The organism is Gardnerella sp. DNF00747, assembly GCF_049262675.1.
Taxonomy (GTDB): Bacteria; Actinomycetota; Actinomycetes; order Actinomycetales; family Bifidobacteriaceae; genus Bifidobacterium; species Bifidobacterium swidsinskii.
In genome coordinates, this window is sequence record NZ_CP058394.1 from 1455726 (window position 1) to 1474756 (window position 19031).

The 19031-nt window shown below is 44.7% G+C and carries 16 protein-coding genes and 1 pseudogene; all 17 read right to left on the reverse strand.

Translation table 11 applies throughout. The features are described 5' to 3' along the window. Window positions 1-5: 5 nt before the first annotated feature. A pseudogene (locus tag HXT32_RS05805) lies at window positions 6-179 on the reverse strand (peptidase); the annotation flags it as partial. A gap of 150 nt (window positions 180-329) precedes the next feature. Then, the gene (gene rplL / locus HXT32_RS05810; protein WP_004105575.1) at window positions 330-710 is read right to left on the reverse strand and encodes a 50S ribosomal protein L7/L12; all 381 of its coding nucleotides are present in this window, start codon (window positions 708-710) and stop codon (window positions 330-332) included. Between the two features lie 97 nt (window positions 711-807). Continuing rightward, window positions 808-1329, reverse strand: a complete 522-nt coding sequence (gene rplJ / locus HXT32_RS05815) for a 50S ribosomal protein L10 (protein WP_012913809.1) — start codon at window positions 1327-1329, stop codon at window positions 808-810. 391 nt (window positions 1330-1720) lie between these two features. Next, entirely contained in the window at window positions 1721-3115 is a 1395-nt protein-coding gene (locus HXT32_RS05820) for an NCS2 family permease (RefSeq protein WP_012913808.1), read from the reverse strand. Between the two features lie 253 nt (window positions 3116-3368). Further along, window positions 3369-4148 carry a phosphate ABC transporter ATP-binding protein PstB gene (gene pstB, locus HXT32_RS05825; RefSeq protein ID WP_004109757.1) on the reverse strand — a complete coding sequence of 260 codons (780 nt, stop codon included), beginning with the start codon at window positions 4146-4148 and terminating at the stop codon, window positions 3369-3371. A gap of 88 nt (window positions 4149-4236) precedes the next feature. Next, window positions 4237-5274 carry a phosphate ABC transporter permease PstA gene (gene pstA, locus HXT32_RS05830; RefSeq protein ID WP_004109758.1) on the reverse strand — a complete coding sequence of 346 codons (1038 nt, stop codon included), beginning with the start codon at window positions 5272-5274 and terminating at the stop codon, window positions 4237-4239. Then, on the reverse strand, window positions 5275-6222 hold the full coding sequence (gene pstC / locus HXT32_RS05835; RefSeq protein ID WP_064621725.1) for a phosphate ABC transporter permease subunit PstC: 948 nt from the start codon (window positions 6220-6222) through the stop codon (window positions 5275-5277). A gap of 106 nt (window positions 6223-6328) precedes the next feature. Next, a complete protein-coding gene (pstS, locus tag HXT32_RS05840; RefSeq protein WP_012913805.1) occupies window positions 6329-7555 on the reverse strand; it encodes a phosphate ABC transporter substrate-binding protein PstS in 1227 nt (408 codons plus the stop codon). Between the two features lie 206 nt (window positions 7556-7761). Then, entirely contained in the window at window positions 7762-8487 is a 726-nt protein-coding gene (gene mtnN / locus HXT32_RS05845) for a 5'-methylthioadenosine/S-adenosylhomocysteine nucleosidase (protein ID WP_288231014.1), read from the reverse strand. Continuing rightward, entirely contained in the window at window positions 8480-8986 is a 507-nt protein-coding gene (locus HXT32_RS05850) for a hypothetical protein (protein ID WP_033888564.1), read from the reverse strand. The genes mtnN and HXT32_RS05850 overlap by 8 nt, the downstream gene beginning before the upstream one ends. Before the next feature lie 106 nt (window positions 8987-9092). After that, window positions 9093-10274: a 3-deoxy-7-phosphoheptulonate synthase gene (locus HXT32_RS05855; protein ID WP_004109763.1), complete on the reverse strand. Its 1182-nt coding sequence runs from the start codon at window positions 10272-10274 to the stop codon at window positions 9093-9095. Between the two features lie 198 nt (window positions 10275-10472). Further along, window positions 10473-11807, reverse strand: coding sequence for a C1 family peptidase (locus HXT32_RS05860; RefSeq protein WP_004105599.1), 1335 nt, complete (start codon window positions 11805-11807; stop codon window positions 10473-10475). Window positions 11808-11918: 111 nt separating this feature from the next. Further along, window positions 11919-13343, reverse strand: a complete 1425-nt coding sequence (locus tag HXT32_RS05865; protein WP_422118948.1) for a cell division protein — start codon at window positions 13341-13343, stop codon at window positions 11919-11921. A gap of 176 nt (window positions 13344-13519) precedes the next feature. Beyond that, window positions 13520-14485, reverse strand: a complete 966-nt coding sequence (locus HXT32_RS05870) for a polyphenol oxidase family protein (protein ID WP_012913800.1) — start codon at window positions 14483-14485, stop codon at window positions 13520-13522. 14 nt (window positions 14486-14499) lie between these two features. Further along, window positions 14500-15363: an aldo/keto reductase gene (locus HXT32_RS05875; protein WP_012913799.1), complete on the reverse strand. Its 864-nt coding sequence runs from the start codon at window positions 15361-15363 to the stop codon at window positions 14500-14502. A 246-nt stretch (window positions 15364-15609) separates the two neighbouring features. Further along, a complete protein-coding gene (locus HXT32_RS05880) occupies window positions 15610-18390 on the reverse strand; it encodes a polyribonucleotide nucleotidyltransferase (RefSeq protein WP_004109771.1) in 2781 nt (926 codons plus the stop codon). Between the two features lie 345 nt (window positions 18391-18735). Next, window positions 18736-19005, reverse strand: a complete 270-nt coding sequence (rpsO, locus tag HXT32_RS05885; RefSeq protein ID WP_004109774.1) for a 30S ribosomal protein S15 — start codon at window positions 19003-19005, stop codon at window positions 18736-18738. Window positions 19006-19031: the final 26 nt, after the last annotated feature.

The following is a 19031-nucleotide window of genomic DNA, read 5'->3' on the forward strand; positions in this document are numbered from 1 at the left end:
TCAGCTTAGTGACGGATCTTGCGAAGAGCAGCACCCATGCCAGCAAGCACAGAAGCAGCAACAGCAGCCAAAGCTACAGCAGCACCGGTCTTAGCCAATGGAGCAGCCTTCTTCTCGGAAGACTTCTTAGCTTCAGACTTCTTATCAGACTTCTTTGCGGCAGCCTTGTCATCAACCTTCGCATAACACGCGCGGCAGAAACTTTACGCGCAAGTAAAGAAAAGGTCGCAGCGCAACAAAAAAGGCGGCAGGAATAATCCTACCGCCTAATTTTCACTATGCACACACGCATAAAACTGCGTTACACGCAAAGCAACAAAAAGTTAGAACTACTTAAGTTCAACGGAAGCGCCAGCCTCTTCGAGGGCAGCCTTAGCCTTCTCAGCGTCTTCCTTCTTAGCCTTCTCGAGAACAGCCTTTGGAGCGCCGTCCACGAGAGCCTTAGCTTCAGCCAAGCCGAGGCTGGTCAAAGCACGCACAGCCTTGATGACTGCAATCTTCTTATCGCCAGCAGCGGTGAGAACGACGTCAAACTCGTCCTTCTCTTCCTCAGCAGCACCAGCAGCAGCTGGAGCAGCGGCAACAGCGGCTACAGGAGCAGCAGCTTCGACATCAAACTTATCTTCGAATGCCTTGACGAACTCAGAGAGCTCAACGAGGGTCATTTCACCGAAAGCTTCAAGAAGCTCTTCGTTAGTGAGCTTAGCCATAATTGGCTTCCTTTCTTACTTGGCCGGGCATACCTTATGCCTTACGACCATAACATTTTTACATTTGGTTGGTCTCATGCAGCAAGCTGCAAGGGAATCAAGCGGCCTTTTCCTGCTTCTCGCGCAAAGCGTCGATTGTACGAACTGCCTTGGTTGGCAATGCGTTGAACAGGTAAGCGGCCTTGGACATGGTGCCCTTGAGCGCGCCGGCCATTTCGGAAAGCAACTGTGGACGCGACTTCAAGTCGGCGAGCTGCTTTGCACCTTCGGCATCGTAAACGGTTCCATCTGCGAAACCGCCCTTGATTACGAGGGCTTTATTCTCTTTGGCAAAATCACGCAAGGTCTTAGCAGCCTCAATGAAATCACCCTTAACGAAGGTGACTGCAGTTGGACCGGCGAGAAGCTCGTCGAGACCTTCAATGCCCGCTTCCTTAGCAGCAATACGAGCAAGCGTGTTCTTAGCCACAGAGTAGGAAGTATCGCGGCCTAGCTTTTCGCGCAGAGTAGAAATCTGCGGAACGGTAAGCCCGCGGTACTCGGTGAGGTAGATAGCGTCTGCGTTACGGAAAAGTTCCGTAAGCTCGGCAACTACCGCTTCCTTTTCGGGCCTCTTCATGGCGTTCCTTCCTAAATTGGCCGTAGGTGAAAGAAACGCATCAAGCTTAATTAAACAGAGCAATAAAAAAAGCCCTGCGCACTGGCAGAGCAACATAAGAAGCACTAAGGCGTGCTTAAATTTTCGACTCATAACGAAATTCGCTATAAATCATCGCTCAACCTGTGCTGGCCTGACACATCAATTTCAGGAATTTTTAATTCCGCCAACGGTCTGTGGTTTACGTTGGGTAAGTTTAATACGCCGTTAGGACAATGTCAAGAGAAATACTATAAAAATAAAAAAGAGGGCATGTAATTTACATACCCTCGAATTTTTTAATTTTTACTTTTATATTTTATGTTTCACAAGTTCACTACTTGCAAAATGCACCCTTACATTAAATGCACATTTACAGCACAGCATTAGCAACGAAATCAAGCAGGAACAGCAAGGAAACAATCCAAAGCATTGGATGAACTTCCTTAGCACGCTTCTTGCAAGTCATAACTAAGCAGTACATGATGAAGCCTGCAGCGATGCCGTAAGAAATGGAGTAAGAGAACGCCATGAATACGGCAGCAAAGAATGCAGGAATTGCTTCGGAAATATCATCCCAAGCAATTTCCTTCAAGGAGCTTGCCATCATGCAACCAACAACAACAAGCACGCCTGCAGTTGCTGCAGCAGGAACTGCAGAAGCAAAAGGCGCAAGAACAATAGAAAGCGCGAAGCAAATAGACACAACTACGGAAGTCAAACCAGTGCGACCACCGGCACCAATACCAGCAGCAGATTCTACATAAGTAGTGGTGTTAGAAGTACCGCAAATTGCGCCAACAGAAGTAGCAATAGAATCAGCAAACAATGCACGATCCATCTTGGAGCTAAATCCGGAGCCGTTTTCAAGAGCCTTTTCGTCAGCTTCAGAGAAGATACCTGTACGACGGCCAGTACCAATAAAGGTGCCGAGAGTGTCAAAAGTATCCGACATTGAGAATGCGAAAATAGTTACCAACACAAGCGGCAAACGAGCAGGATCAGCAAACAAAGATGCAAAACCCTTATCGCTAAAAATAGCACCGAAAGTAGTTGGAAGCTGAGCAAAAGCGTCAGTAACAGACACTGCATTGTTCAAAGAAGTCAATCCCAAAGGAATACCAATTAAAGAAGTTGCAATAATTGTAATAAGCAAGCTTGCGCGAACTTTAAGAACTGTAAGAACAATAGCAAAAAGAAGTCCAATAAGGAATAACCAAAGCACAGGGTTATTCATAACAGCAAGACCTGGAATAGCAGCAGTTGGTTTACTCTTTGCAGCGGCGGCAGGATCCTTGGAAGTAAAAGTAATCAAGCCAACACTCATCATGCCCACATAGGCCACAAATAAACCAATGCCACCGCCGATTGCTTGTTGAAGCGAAGTCGGGATGGCACGAATAATCATTTTACGAATCTTGGTAACGGTAATAATAATGTTAATTAAACCGCACAAGAACACCATGCACATGGCCTCTTGCCAAGTAAAATGCAGGCCGAAGCAAACTGTGTAAGTAAAGAATGCGTTAAGACCCATGCCAGCAGCCTGTGCGTAAGGTACGTTAGCAAACAAGCCCATAACAAGGGTACCAATGATTGCTGCGATGATTGTAGCGAGGAAAACGCCACCTTTAGGCATGCCAGTTTGGCTTAAAATCATTGGATTTACGACGATAATATACGACATTGCGAAGAATGTAGTGAGACCTGCAGTGATCTCCGTTGATACATTCGTGCCGTTTTCTTTGAGATGGAAGAACTTTTCCATATACTCTCTGTTCCTTGGTTTACAAGCGCAAAAGACCAGAAAAGCGCGGCGAAAGCACTTGAGCAATCGCGTACGCAATTACATTTGGGCATTCACGCAGAGGTTACTGCGACTCGTCGAATGAACGAAGGCATCACAAAATCTCACATAAAATTATGAAAATTGCGAAACCTTTGAACAACCGAACAGCTCTGACCTTACGCGCACGTGCTGACCAAGGAAATACACCGAAATCAAAGAAGTATATAACAACTCAGCCAAAACGACCGGAAATATAACGCTCAGCTTCAGCATTGCGCGGATTGTTGAACATAGTAGTTGTGTCTGCAAAGTATTCCAGATGACCAGGTTGACCTACAGCTTTCAAATTAAAGAATGCCGTGTAATCCGCAACACGCGCAGCCTGTTGCATATTATGCGTCACGATCACAATCGTGTAGTCACGCTTAAGCTCATTAATCAAATCTTCTACAGCCAACGTAGAAATAGGGTCAAGAGCTGAGCAAGGCTCGTCCATAAGTAAAACTTGCGGATGCACAGCCACAGCCCTAGCAATGCAAAGTCGCTGCTGCTGACCGCCAGAAAGACCAATACCCGGCTTATCTAAGCGATCCTTAACTTCATTCCACAAGTTCGCGCCTCGTAAAGCCCACTCAACTAAATCGTCAGCATCACTCTTAGCAATTTTGCGATTATTCAAACGAACTCCAGCGAGCACGTTTTCTCGAATAGACATTGTTGGGAAAGGATTTGGACGCTGGAAAACCATGCCAACATCGCGGCGGACAGCCACAGGATCCACGTCTTTACCGTATAAATCGCGGCCTTCAAGAAGCACTTGACCTTCTACTCGCGCGCCAGGAGTGATTTCGTGCATGCGGTCTAAAGTGCGCAAAACTGTTGATTTTCCGCATCCGGAAGGTCCGATAAAAGCCGTCACTTTATTTGGCTCAATATTAATATTTACATCTTCTACAGCAAGAAAATCACCATAGTAAATATTTAAGTGCTTCACATCAATTCGCTGACCCATTTTATGCTCACTTTCTAAAAATTTAATTCGCTTTGCTTTGTTTTATTTTGCTTTGCTTTAACTCACTTTATTTAAGATTTACTTCGCTTTATTTCGTCTTTACAGAAAACACTCGAGCTACAACTCGCCCCAAAATATTTAGCAACAACACCAACACAATAAGCGTTAAAGCTGCAGCCCACGAGCGCTCCATCGGAATTGACGTTACACAAGAAGCCGGCGCATTAGCTGGACAATTCGCAGAAAGTTTGGAATATTCTTGGTAAACGTACACCGGCAAAGTCGTCATTTGCCCATCAAATAAATTGAGATTCGTGGAAGCAATAAAGCCTGAAGCCATAAGAAGTGGTGCAGTTTCGCCAATAACGCGCGCAACCGCAAGAATACAGCCAGACACAATTCCCGGAAGAGCAGTGCGCAAAACGATTTTTGTAATTGTGCGCTGCTGAGTAACTCCCAAAGCAAGAGACGCCTCGCGCAAATCGTTAGGCACGATTTTTAGCATTTCTTGAGAAGACTTCACAACTGTTGGAATCATAAGAAGTGAAAGAGCCACAGATCCTTCAAAACCATTGATTGTGCCAGGACCAGCAAGAAGAGCAAACATAGAAAATGCAAACAATCCAGCAACAATAGACGGAATACCACTCATAACGTCAACAAGCAGATTAATTATGCGCGAAATTTTGTTTCCGCGAGCATACTCAACCAAATAAACAGCACACATTAAACCAATCGGAATTGAAATAACCATAGCTCCTAGCGTTATTTCAAGAGTTCCAATAATCGCGTGCAAAATTCCGCCGTAACCGCCAGTTCCAGTAGCATTTCCGCCCACAACGTAAGTCATGTTATGAGTGAGAAAATCAAAATTTAAACGCTTAATACCATTGATAATGGTTGTTAAAAGCAAAGAAATAAGCGGAATAAGTGCCACAACAAAAGACAAGAAAATCAGCACGCGCATAAGCATGTCTTTACGTTTGCGCGCAGCTATGTGTGAGCGAGTTGGGCGGAATTTGTTGAAGTCAATAACCGGAGCCGCAGAATTTTCTGCGCGATTTTCTACGCAATTTTCTGCGAAGACTTCAGCACCTTCGTTAGATTTATTAATTTGATGCTCCATTTATGCGCCCGCCTTTCCGGTAATTTTGCGAGCAATAAAGTTGACTGCAAAAGAAATAACGAACAAAACTAAGCCGGTTGCAATAAGCGCACTTACGCCAAGTCCGTTCGCTTCCGGATACTGCGCTGCAATATTTGCGGCAATAGTTTGATTTTGAGAAGCCTTGAAAATATTGATACCAAAAGTAAATCCAGGAGACAAAATCATCAAAACTGCCATCGTTTCACCCAAAGCACGGCCCAGCCCAAGCATAGAAGCCGACACAATACCAGACTTTGCAAACGGCAAAACAGCTAACTTAATCATCTCCCACTTCGTAGCGCCGAGCGCAAGCGCACCTTCCTGCTGCAAGCGAGGAGCCTGCTGGAAAATATCGCGAGCCATAGAAGTAATAATCGGCAAAATCATCACAGCCAAAACTAATGCAACCGTAGCAGCAGAACGAGAAGGATTAGCCGCCGGACCAGAAAATAGCGGAATCCAGCCAAAAAGTTTAGAAACCCAATCCCAGAAAGGATACATAGCTGGAACCAAAACCAATCCACCCCACAAACCATAGATTACGGACGGAATCGCAGCAAGCAAATCAATTACTCCACTCAAAAGCGGAACAATTTTTTTAGGCGCATAATACGAAATAAACAGAGCAATACCAATTGCCACAAAAAATGCGAACAGCAGCGCGAGCGCAGACATAAGCACTGTGCCAAAAATAAGCGGAGCCACATAGCTTATAAAATCATGCGCTTTACCACCAGTAAAATCAGCAAACACATGACTTACTTGATTGTGATTTCCACTTAATAACGGCAAAGCACGAAACAGCAGAAATACTGCAACTGCTGTAAGAACAAGCAAAATTAGCATGCCACAGCCTGCAGCCACGCCTTTAAAAAGACGGTCTACAAGATGAGTGCCAACATAATTTTTGCTATTGCTCTCAGAAATTTGAGCAGTTTCGTTTGCACTATTCGCAACTGCTTTCGCATTTTTCGTAGAACTCAATCATTCTCCTTTATAACCGATACGTTCATAATATCAGTTTGTAAAGTTTTTACTTTCCTGTTTTAACAGACTTAATCGATGCGTTAATTTTGCTTACCAAATTTTGTGGAAGTGGAGCCGTTCCAGCAGCAGAAGAAGCAGCATTCTGCCCTTCCGCGCTAGTTACGTAGCTAAGCCAAGACTTCACAAATCGAGCAGTTCCAGCATCTTTATAAACCGGGCAAGCAATATCGTAAGAAACTAACACAATTGGATAAGCACCCTTAGATTGCGTATTGTGATTAATTTTCATAACAACGCGATTAGGATATTTTGCAGAAGCGTCTGCGTCAATTTCAGAATCAGCTAAAGTTTTAGAAGCAGCTTCCGGAGAAATCTCATTGTAAGTATCCCCCACCTTCACTGCAACAGTACCGAGCTTACCGACCTGTGAAAAATCAGCGTAACCAATCGCACCATTTGCCATGCGAATAGTAGATACAACGCCCGAAGTGCCCTTTGCACCTTGACCGACACTATTCGGCCAGTTTTCAGAAAGATCATATTTCCAATCGTCCGGAGCTGCATCCTTCACGTAGCTTAAGAAATTCTGCGTTGTACCGGACTTATCGGAGCGGTGAACAACAGTAATCGGGGTGTCTGGAAGCTTTAGCTTAGGATTCTGTTTCTTGATATCCTCATCATTCCAGCGCGTAATTTTTCCGTCGAAAATTTTAGCAATCGTCGAAGCGTCCAAATTAATATGCTTGCCAGCATCCGAAACACCTTTAAGGTTGAAAATAATCGCAATTGGTGAAACATACACAGGCACATCGAAAGCCGTAGTTCCATGAGCACAAACCGACTTAGACTTTTCAACTTCGTCGTTACTCAATGCTTTGTCTGAACCAGCCCAAGCCGTGGCACCAGTCATAAAAGTGGTAACGCCAGCACCAGAACCAGTAGGATTGTAAGCAATTTTTGCACCCGGATTTTTAGATTGGAATCCTGCAATCCACGCTTCCATTGCAACCTGCTGGGAAGAAGCACCCGAGCCTTGGAAATTGCCGGAGATCTTAGTGTTTTGCGAACCTGACGCATTGGAATTATCAGCAGGAACATTGTCTCCGCAAGCAGAGCAGGTTGCACACAAGCCGAAAGTTAGCGCCGCCGCAGCAATACTGCGGAACTTAAGTGCGCTTTTAGTCGTATTAAATTTATTCATATTTGACTTATTCATATCGTTACGCATATTCTTCTTTCCTTTCGCGAAGAATTGCCTTGCGCCCCACCACATTTTCGCGTTCCTATAGCCGTATTGCGAATTGGGCGTATTTTCTTAATTAATCCCTATCTTTTTTTATTAACGCAACCATCGTAAACAGGTGGGTAAAACCTCACCGGCAAAAATAAAGTGGGTACCAAAAATGGCGGTATTTGGCGCTATATTTAACGCGACTTAAGCAAAATGAAGGTCGGCGACCACATCAGCGTGTCGAAATGCTACAAATTGCGAAGAATATTTACCGTAATTTTTGCAGCAGTGTCCGCATACTCGGAAATATCAAAAGTGTGAAAATCCTCGTATTTTGTATCCGCATTATCGCTCATTGCGCGCACAACAAGTGCAGGAACGTCGTTACGAGCAGCCACATGCAAGACTGCTGCGCCTTCCATTTCCACAGCATCCGCTTGAGTAGCTGCAATTACCTCCGCTACTTTTTCTGGCGAATCAACAAAATATCCGCCAGATGCAATAGTGCCAGCAATATGCGTGATTTTCATATCGGTAAGCACTTTGCTAGCTACTTTAAGAAGATAATCATCCGAATGAAATTCGCTTGCAAACGGCTTCCACTGGCCAATTAAGCGCATATCGGTATCGAGATATTTTACAGTTTTTCCAAGAACAACATCATTAGTATGCAAATTTTTATTAAGATTTCCTGCAATACCAGAAAAAATTATGGCTTGAGGATTGTATGCGTCAATAAGATATTGCACAGTTGCAGCAGCATTTACCAGACCCATTCCGCCAACAGTAGCCGCGACTTCGATTTTACTGCCATTCGCCGAGTCAAGAGTGCCGCAAGATACATCAAGACTTGCAGACTTATCGTGAGTCACGTTTTCAAGCGCGCTAGCAATATGCGCAACTTCTTCCTCTAAAGCACCAACAACAGCGACTTTAGTAATATCAGCTTCTGTAAGTTTTTCAATATTAGACATGAGTAGAATCATCCTTTTTTACTTCGCTACTTATGTATTTGTCATTACAATTAACCAAAAACACACATAATAAAGTCATAATAACAAAAGTTAAAGTCGCAATCTTCAGCAATGCTTCGCACGTAAAATCAAACCAAGGATTCACAACAGGAACATTGAAAAACGCAATAATTTGATTCTGCAGGGCAAGAAAAGCGAAAAATCCGGCTATAAGCAATACACAAACTAAAGTGCCAACAATGCGACGCCATCCGTTAGCAAAAACAAGCAAAGCAATTCCAGTTACAAACGGCATAAAAACGCTAAACCACAATGCAGAAAACGTAACAAGCGTATAACCAGCACTATGCGTGCCACGATACCATGCAAAAGCCAACAAAATAACACCAGTTGCAATCAAAGCTAACAATATATAACGCACCACCGGTAGTGCTTTACACATAAAACCTTTATTCGCATTATTCCCATTATTCGCTTTATTCAAGTCTTCGTTATACATTTCAACACACTCCCTTGTACGCAAAATATAATGCAAAAATAGGCGGCAAATACAGTAAGGAACATAAGCCAAGTAGAAATTAATTGAGATTATCTTACTACAATCTCTAAGCTCTACGGCGAGTTGCTACAGATTTATCTAAAATTCTTAGCAAATTGGCAGTATCTTCCCAAGAAATACAACGATCCGTAATAGACTTCCCATATTCAAGTTCGCTAAGAGGAGCAGGATCCTGATTACCACCCTGTAAGAAGCTCTCCATCATCACGCCCTTAATACCCTGCTCACCCGCAGCCAAACGATCCGCAATCTCACGCACAACCTCAATCTGGCGACGCTCATCCTTGCCAGAATTACCATGCGAGCAATCCACAACAACACCATGCGAAGCCATGCAACCAGTACCCAAACGCAAACGAATTGAAGCCACAGCAGAAGCAACCGACGCAGCATCATAATTCGGCCCCTTACTAGATCCGCGCAAAACCACGTGACAATCAGGGTTGCCAAGAGTCTGCACAGCACAAGCGCGACCAAGATGATCAATACCAAAGAACGTATGATGCTGGCTCGCAGCTAAGCAGCCATTTACAGCCGCAGAAACAGAACCATCCGTAGCATTCTTAAAACCAACCGGCATAGAAAGACCACTAGCAAGCTGACGATGAATCTGAGACTCAGTATTACGCGCACCAATCGCACCCCAGCTCACAGCATCCGCAATAAACTGAGGGCTGGTCGGCTCCAAAAATTCAGTAGCAGCAGCCAAACCAGCATCCAACACGCCGAGCAAAGTCTTACGCGCAAGCAACAAACCCTTATGAATATCATGCGTTCCGTCAATATCCGGGTCGTTAATCAAACCCTTCCAGCCAAGAGCTGTGCGCGGCTTTTCAAAATACACGCGCATAACAATAAGAAGCTCATCTTCAAGCTCCGAACGCAACTTAGCTAAACGACTCGCATAATCAAGAGCAGCCTTAGGATCATGCACAGAACACGGGCCAACAATAACCAACAAGCGATCATCTTCGCCATTCAAACAGCTACGAATCTCATCGCGCGACTGCGCAACAATATCCTGCGCATACGGCGACAATGGCAACTCACCAAGCACCTGAGCAGGAGTTGGCAAAGGCTCCAGCTCAAGCACGCGGCGGTTTATTATGCGATCCACACCAACCTGGTCTTCCCAGCGCTGAAACTTCGCAGAATTAAGAGGGTTACGCCCCTCCTCAACTTCCTTCTTTACCGCGCGAGAAGTACGCTGCTCAGCTGTAGAAGCCATTTGTCACCATCCTATAAAAACTGTGCTTGGTGTGATCGGTGGGTGCGAGGAGAGAATCAACCTAACTTGGTGGGGTCGGTGTACGCATCTTGACATAAAGATGCGTGCACCGCCGAGCTTGCGTTGAAAGCACACCGTGCTTTCAACTTTGAGCAAGCTCGGCACATTAGGTTAGCTTGAAATCCTAATGATTTCAAGCTATGCTAATGCGCCCATTGGATCCCACGCCGGTAATACGATTGCTGGTTCTTCTAGGGCTTTGCGATATTCTTCCGGAAGCAGATTCTTCGGCACTGCAACTTCGTACACATACTCGGTAAACCAGTCGTCACTCATCGTAAAGTAACCCTTATCTGCAATATCAGTGCCCCAAGAGTTCTCTACGCGCCAACGGCGAGTAGTCGTACCATCATCAGCAACATCCACACCAGCAAAAGCCATAGCGTGATTCATCGCAGAATCAGCAAAACGCACACGCGCTTCCTTATCCAAATCAAAATCAACGCCATAAACGCGACCATACTCGAACAAATCAGTAGCCCAAGCGCCATTCTCGCGATCCATCATAGGATGGCAATCGGCACCAAACCACACTGGAATGCCCTTCTCAACCAAAATCTTACGCACGCAATCCTTCATAAACTGGTTTGGCACGTTCAAATACTCGGTTGCGTCTCCGCCAGCAACATTACCCAAGTGCTCAATAGCAATCTTCTTGCCCTTAGGATGTTCAGCGCGAGGATCGTCAACCAAGCACACATAATCCTCAAGACCAGCATTCACATACTTCTTCCAGAACTCAACTGGCGTAATCTCACCATCGCGATGGAACTTGCCGTCGCTATCAGTCCACTCCCAATCGAAGCTCTTAGGTGGCTCACCCAAGTGAATTGTCAAAATCCTGTGACCTGCAGCAGTAGCATCCGCAATAATCTCATCAATTTCAGTGGCATTCGCATACATATGAGCAACAGCAGTATGCAAAAGCGCACGCAACTGCGTATTCATAGCACCAGTATTCTTAGAAGAAGCAGTTTCTGGGAACAAATCCTTAGGAACAGCACCATACTTCTTGTAAACATTCATAGCCATGGTCCACTGACCGCCATCGCCCATAACGTCATGCAACAAATGCTGAATCAAACGAGAATCTGAAGGCTCACCTGCACGCACCAAAGCAGCAACATCCTTCAAGAAGTAGTTAATTCGCTCAAGCTTGTCGTAGTACATTGCGTAGTTTTGAGAAAACTCAAATTCCTTCAATCCAAGGGATTTCTTCGCAATGAAACGAGCCACGTTCAACGAACTAAACAGCCAGCAACGGCCAGAACGATCCTGATGTGTTGCATCTCCGTTATCAACAATGGTAGAAAAACGACGCTGCAATAAGCGCGCACGATCATAATTACGCGCGACTTTATCAATACCAGCAGCAGTCACACCATTCATAGCTAAACGGTTTAAAGGATTTGCGTCAAAATCCTCACGCAAACCTTGTAATTTTTCATCAGTTAGAGCAGTGATTTCAGTCACAATGCTACCTTTCCTGTTAATTATCAATATTTATTTCAAATATTTATTCAAATACCAGCACATTCTAGCGTACGATGTTTAAGCCAATCTACAAATTTTACAATATTTTCTTTATTGATTATCTGTGTCTTGGTCTTCTTGAGACTCGTTAGCTTCTTCAGATTCAGCCAACGCAGCTTGAACATCTCGCTGAGCCTGCTTCGCATCTGCAGAAGATTGAACATCCGACGAATCCTCATTATCGTCAGAAGCTTGCGCAACTTGTTGGTTTTGTTGAACATCCCCAAAATCAAATCCAGAGAAAGCATTCGCAAACAGCGAACGCAATTCCGTAACGCGCTGCGTAATAGTTGCCTCACGATGCTGCAATTGGGTTAATCGAGTCGTCATGCCATCAAGCTCTTGCTGCGCTGCAGCTCTACGCTCTTCAACCTGAGCAGTTGCCTCCTGCATAGCTTTGCGCACAATATCAGCAGCCTGACTATCCGCAGCCTGATGCGTTTGCGCTGCATATTCGTCAGCTTCTTGATGAACAGTTTTTGCGCGATCAACCAAAGCATCTGCTTCTTCCTGAGCTGCTCTTTCTTTCTCTTTCAAACCAGAAAGCAAGGCATTGACTTTCTTTGTAGCTTCCTCCTGTTGAGCAGCAATATCTGCTCGAATCTGCTCAACTTCTGCACTAACTTGGCTTAACGTACGCGTGCGTTCAACTTGAGCATCATCTGCAATTTCTTGAGCTTTAGCAGCAGCAGCATCCGTAATTTCGCCAGCTTTGCGCTGTGCGTCAGCCATCATCTTCGAAGCGTGTTCGCGCATATCAGCAAGCTTTTTATTTGCTTCTGCAAGAGCAGATTCAATCTGATCGTTTGTTTCAGCTTTAGCACGTGCAATCTCTTCGTTTGCAGCCGCACGCTGCTCAGCAATTTTTTGCGCAGCTTCCGACTTAAGTTGCGAAATGCTGCTTTCTTGCTGAGCGCGCTCAGAAGCCATGCGCTTCGTATGTTCTTCTTGAGTGTTTTGTAAAGCTAATTCTGCAGCGTCTTTTTGAGCTTGCACATCTTTAGCAGTAGTATCGCGCAAACGTGCAGAATCTTCTTGTGCAGCTTGCATAAGTTGTGTCGACTTTTGCGTGGCATTGGAAAGCATTGTGTCTGCTTTAGTTTGTGCTTCTTGCATTAAATGTGCAGCATCCAGTTTTGCATTGTTCAGCAAAGTTCCAGCTTGTGCTTGTGCATTCTTTTTAATTGATGCAGCATCTTGCTTAGCGCGCTCAAGCAATTGAGAACTAGTCTGCTCTGCAGATGCCAGCAATTGCTGCGCATTTGCACCTAAGGATGCAAAAGTATTTCCGCTTTTTGCACGTTTTACATTATTTTTTTCTTCTTGCAATTGCGCTTGTAATTGCAAAATTGATTCATCGCTTGAACGCACTTGTTCACGCAGACGAGAAATAGTACGCTCATAGTTTGCAAATGCTTCATTTACCTTGTCTTTATCGTACCCACGCAACGCGGTTGGGAATAAATCAGCCACCATAATATTCCTTTCACAAGCCCCCACACAGCTGCACAAAACGCTGTGCTACACCATCAGAATCAACGCTATCACTTACAAGCAAAAAACACTCGTGTGTTGCGCACGTTTTTGCTAAGCTCACACAACTGCACTTACTACCTAGCTCAAATACAGTAATGTTTATATAGCATATGCGATTATTTGTCGCGAATTACTAAAGCAAGAAGTCTACCTTCATGCGATTTTCCAGCTAAACTAGCACGTCGATGAGAATACCATAGCGGATTTTCCAAAGTGCACATTGGGTTTTGCAAATTTTGCAAACGTTCCGGCAAAGACTCGCCTTCCCCATCTACTTCGCAAATCGTGCGCAATTCCTCATCTTCCTGCAAATATTGCGTAGCTGCAGTAACTCTTGGCAAAGCGTCAACAATATTCGCAACTCCTGCGATCGCTAAATCAATGCGTGCAGCTTCAGCAATATCAATACCAATTCCACCGAAACGCGTTTTTGTTACAGTTTGCGGATAACGTTTTTCAAAATCGCGCGCAATACTCTCACCAACTTCGTAGCAATCTCCACAAATACACGGACCGAGCACTGCTTCTATACGAGAACGCTCAGCTCCCTTTTCGCACATTGCTTCGATGACAGCATCGAGTACGCCAGCCATCAATCCTTTTCGCCCACAATGCGCTGCAGCGATTACTCCAGCTTCGTCGTCCGCAAGTAAAACTGGCAAACAATCTGCCGCAAACATTCCTAAAGCAAGCGAGCACGCAGTTGAAACTTGCGCATCCGCCTCAATTCTCAATTGCGAATCTGCAAAACCTGTTGCATCAAAGCCGTAAGAAGTATTCCATGAATCTACTACACTATCTGCGTCAAATACTTCTCTGCTATGAACTTGAGCAACAAGCGACAAGTCTGCTTGCAAAGCTTTCTGTAAAGCTGCGCGATTGCTTGCTACAGCCTCCTCACTATCTCCTGCGCGTCCGCCTAAATTAAGTGAAGCAAATGAACCTTCAGAAATTCCACCCAGTCTAGTAGTAAAAACTGCATGAGTGCGAGACCCTAACGGCACTGGAATGGTTACAGGAATTGGCGTACCGTCCTCATCTTCGTGAGGCAATGGCATACCAGTTACGCTTGTTTCTTGCATTTTATTGTTTTCTTTCAGCCTAAATAAGCCAATTCTTCATTGCTTAATTGCAAATCGGAAGCTTTCAAACTATCTAAAATTGTAGCTGGTCTGTGAGCTCCAGGAATGACAAATATGTGATCGCCTTTAGCGAGCTCCCAAGCCAAAACTACTTGCTGATAGCTTACGCTATGATTTTCGGCAACTTTGCGGAATGGATCGAAAAGATGCTCGTCATAAGGATGACGGAATCCACCTAATGGACTCCAGCAAACAAAAGCAATTCCAAGCTTTTCGCAATATTGCAACGTATCTTCATTCTCTAAATGAACTGGAGAATATTGATTTTGTACTGCTACTAGCTTTTCTCCTAAAATGTTGCGCGCAATATCGATTTGCTCCACAGAAGCGTTAGAAATACCGATTTCTCGAGCCACACCTTCATCAAGCAACTCCTGCATTGCTTCAATAGACTCATTGTATGGAACTTCTGGATCTGGCCTGTGGAAGTAAAGCAAGTCAATAGTGTCAACGCCTAGAGTCATTGCAGACTCTTTGGCATGCGCAATCAAATGCTCTGGCTTACCATCCTTACCCCACGTTGGTCGCCCGTCAGTAAAGTTACGGAAGTGACCGACTTTAGTAGCAACCAAAATAGAAGATTTGTCGCCTTTCCAGCTTTCTAAAGCCTCACGAACAAGCTTTTCGCCAGTTTGTTCTTCACCACCAGAGCAGTAATATGCCCAAGCTGTGTCAATATGCGTACAACCTGCATCAAGAGCTGCGTGGATTGTTTCAATTCCCATATCGTGACCAAGATTGTTTTCTATTGTCAATGGCATTTCGCCAAAACCAATAGCGGTCGTATCAAACGAACCTAATGCGCGATGCATAACCATATTTCACCCCTATTTTGTAAGTTTTATATTTTTCGTGAGTATTTATTATTGCATTACGCTACTTTACGCGGTCACAATATTTTACTACTTTTTATATTTTATTTTATTGCACAGATTGCATAAAACATTTAAATAGCTATCTAAAAGAAATGCCTCCAAACGCAAACGCAGCTTGAAGGCACTTCTACGAATATTTATTTTTATTTAGTATCTAGCAATAATTTTGCTTTAATACTATTTGCGCAATTAATCTTCCTCAAATGGATCAAAATCGCGACGCACGCGGCGACGAGGACGCTCTGCGCGCTCTTCGCGAGCCGAACGATACTCGTCATAGTGATCGTCATCAGCTGCATAACGCGGCTTTCTATCAGATACGCGACGATTTTCTGAATCTCGACGATTTGAGCGATCTTCACGGTCGTCACGATCTGCACGATCGTCACGGTCATCGCGATTTTCGTAACGATCGTCACGGTCATCGCGCACGCGGCGACGAGGACGCTCATCAAAATCGTTATCGCTGTAACGGTTATCGCGATCTGCACGATCTGCACGACGGTCGTCTCGACGAGTGTTGCGGTCATCATAACGGTTATCGCGATCCATGTATCGGTCATTTCGATCCATGCGATCTCGATCGTCACGGTCATCGCGCATGCGGCGACGAGGACGCTCATCGCGATCTGCACGATCCGCACGGTCATGATTATCGCGATCGTCACGGCGAGAACGACGGTAATCGCCACGAGAGTCACGAGAATCGCGATCGTCGCGAGAACTGCGGGAACGATTTTCACGCACTGCTGGAGCAGAAGATTCTTGATCTTCAAAACCTGGAATAGCCAAAGAAATTTTGCCACGCTCATCTACGCTTTGTACGATAACTTCAACATTATCGCCTTCCTTCAGCACATCTTCAACAGTGTCAATGCGCTCACCATTTGCTAAATTGCGAATCTGTGAAATGTGAAGCAAACCGTCAGTTCCAGGAGTCAAATTCACAAAAGCTCCAAAGCTTGTGGTCTTAACAACCTTGCCTGTGAAAGTTTCACCAGCTTTTGGCACACGAGGATTTGCAATAGAATCGATGATTCCCTTAGCCTTCTCAGCAGCTTCTCCGCCTTCAGAAGAAATGTAAACAGTACCGTCATCTTCAATAGCGATTTCAGCACCAGTTTCTTCCTGAATTTGGTTAATCATCTTGCCCTTAGGCCCAATTACCTCACCAATCTTGTCTACAGGAATTGTGGTTGTAATAATGCGTGGAGCGAATGGACTCATCTCAGCTGGACAATCAATGCATTCGTTAATAACTTCAAGAATCGTTGCACGAGCTTCATGTGCCTGCTGCAAAGCGGCAGCCAAAATATCAGCTGGAATACCATCAAGCTTCGTATCGAGCTGCAAAGCAGTGATGAATTCAGAAGTACCAGCAACCTTGAAGTCCATATCACCAAATGCATCTTCTGCACCGAGAATATCAGTCAAAGTCTTGAAGATATGCTTTCCATCAACATCACCAGAAACTAAGCCCATAGCAATACCAGCAACTGGAGCCTTCAAAGGCACGCCAGCAGCAAGCAAAGAAAGCGTAGAAGCACAAACGGAACCCATAGAAGTAGAACCGTTAGAACCAATAGCTTCAGACACCTGACGAATAGCGTATGGGAACTCTTCGCGACCTGGCAAAACTGGAACCAAAGCCTTCTCAGCTAAAGCACCGTGACCAATTTCACGACGCTTTGGAGAACCAACGCGACCAGTTTCACCAGTGGAGTATGGAGGCATTTCGTAGTTGTGCATATAACGCTTGGTTTGTGGACCAGAAAGTGCATCAACTTGCTGCTCCATCTTAAGCATATTCAAAGTAGTCACACCCAAAATCTGGGTTTCACCACGCTGGAAGAGTGCAGAACCGTGTACGCGAGGCACAACATCAACTTCTGCAGAAAGCGTACGAATATCACGCAAACCGCGACCATCAATACGATAATCTTCAGTCAAAATACGACGACGAACAATTTGACGCTGCAATTCTTTAAACGCATTGCCGAGTTCCTTTTCCTTTTCGGCTTCGTCCATATCAGTGAATTCTTCAGCAATTGCAGCACGCACGCCTTCCTTAATTTCAGCGATGCGATCTTGACGAGGAAGCTTTTCAGCAATAGAAAGAGCTTCATTCAAATCAGCATGAGCAATCTCGTCAATACGAGCATAAAGTTCGTCAGTATATTCTGGGAAGAGTTGGAATTCCTTAGTTTCCTTAGCTGCAATACGCTTCAACTCATTTTGAGCATCGCAAATAACCTTAATAAATGGCTTTGCAGCTTCCAAACCTCCGGCTACGACTTGCTCATCTGGCTTGGTTTGACCATCATTGTAAATCAAATTCCAAGCATTCTTACCAGCACCAGCCTCAATCATTGCAATAGCAACATCGCCGTTTTCAATCACACGACCAGCCACAACAATCTCAAATACTGCACGCTCGCGCTCACTCCAACGTGGGAAAGCAACCCACTGGCCATCAATCAAAGCCAAACGAACGCCAGAAACTGGGCCCTCAAATGGCAAACCAGAAATCATAGTAGATGCAGACGCCGCATTCAAAGCAATAACATCGTAAGCATCATCTGGATTAATTGCCAAAATTGTTTCAACAACTTGCACTTCGTTACGTAAAGTGTGTGGGAACAACGGACGCAACGGGCGATCAATAATACGGCATGCCAACGTTGCTTCGTTAGAAGGACGACCTTCACGGCGGAAGAACGAACCTGGAATCTTTCCAGCAGCATACATTTTTTCTTCCACATCAACAGTTAATGGGAAGAAGTCGTAATTTTCCTTCGGACTAGATCCTGCAGTCGTCGTCGACAAAATCATGGAATCGTCATCCAAATATGCGGCAACAGCACCATCTGCTTGCTGAGCAAGTCGACCAGTTTCAAAGCGTAGCGTACGCTTACCAAATGAACCATTATCAATAACGGCTTCTACAGCCTTAATTTCGGGACCCTCCACGGGTTCCTCCTTTTCTTAACTTACCTAATCAACCAACATGCGTAATAACATTGACGACTTCGCATTATTACTTATATGCGAATATTTGCACTCTTTGCAACACTTGCGTTACGTCAATATTTCGTAGTGTTTTTTGTTTCGGTTACTTCAATCATCCGTATTCAGTTATACATCAATCTTTAATTATTTTTTGAATTATTCGTTAATTCTTTTTAGTTATAAATTTTAAATATTGTTCACAACACTTACCCCAAATCTGTGAATATGTGAACAATTTTTATGCGTACACGTACCTGCGTACAGCACGAAGAATACAAAAGCCCGAGCTAAGCCCGGGCTACAAGACTATCGACGCAAGCCAAGTCGTTCAATCAAAGAACGATAACGGTTGATGTCAACACGCTTCAAGTAATCGAGAAGACGACGACGATCACCAACCATGAGCAACAAGCCACGACGAGAATGATGATCGTGCTTGTGCTCCTTCAAGTGCTCAGTAAGGTCAGCAATGCGCTTGCTAAGCAAAGCGACCTGCACTTCTGGGGAACCCGTGTCACCCTCGTGCGTCGCGTATTCGTTGATAATATTCTTCTTATCTTCAGCCGTTAATGCCACGGCGTCCTCCTTAATATCACTGCGCG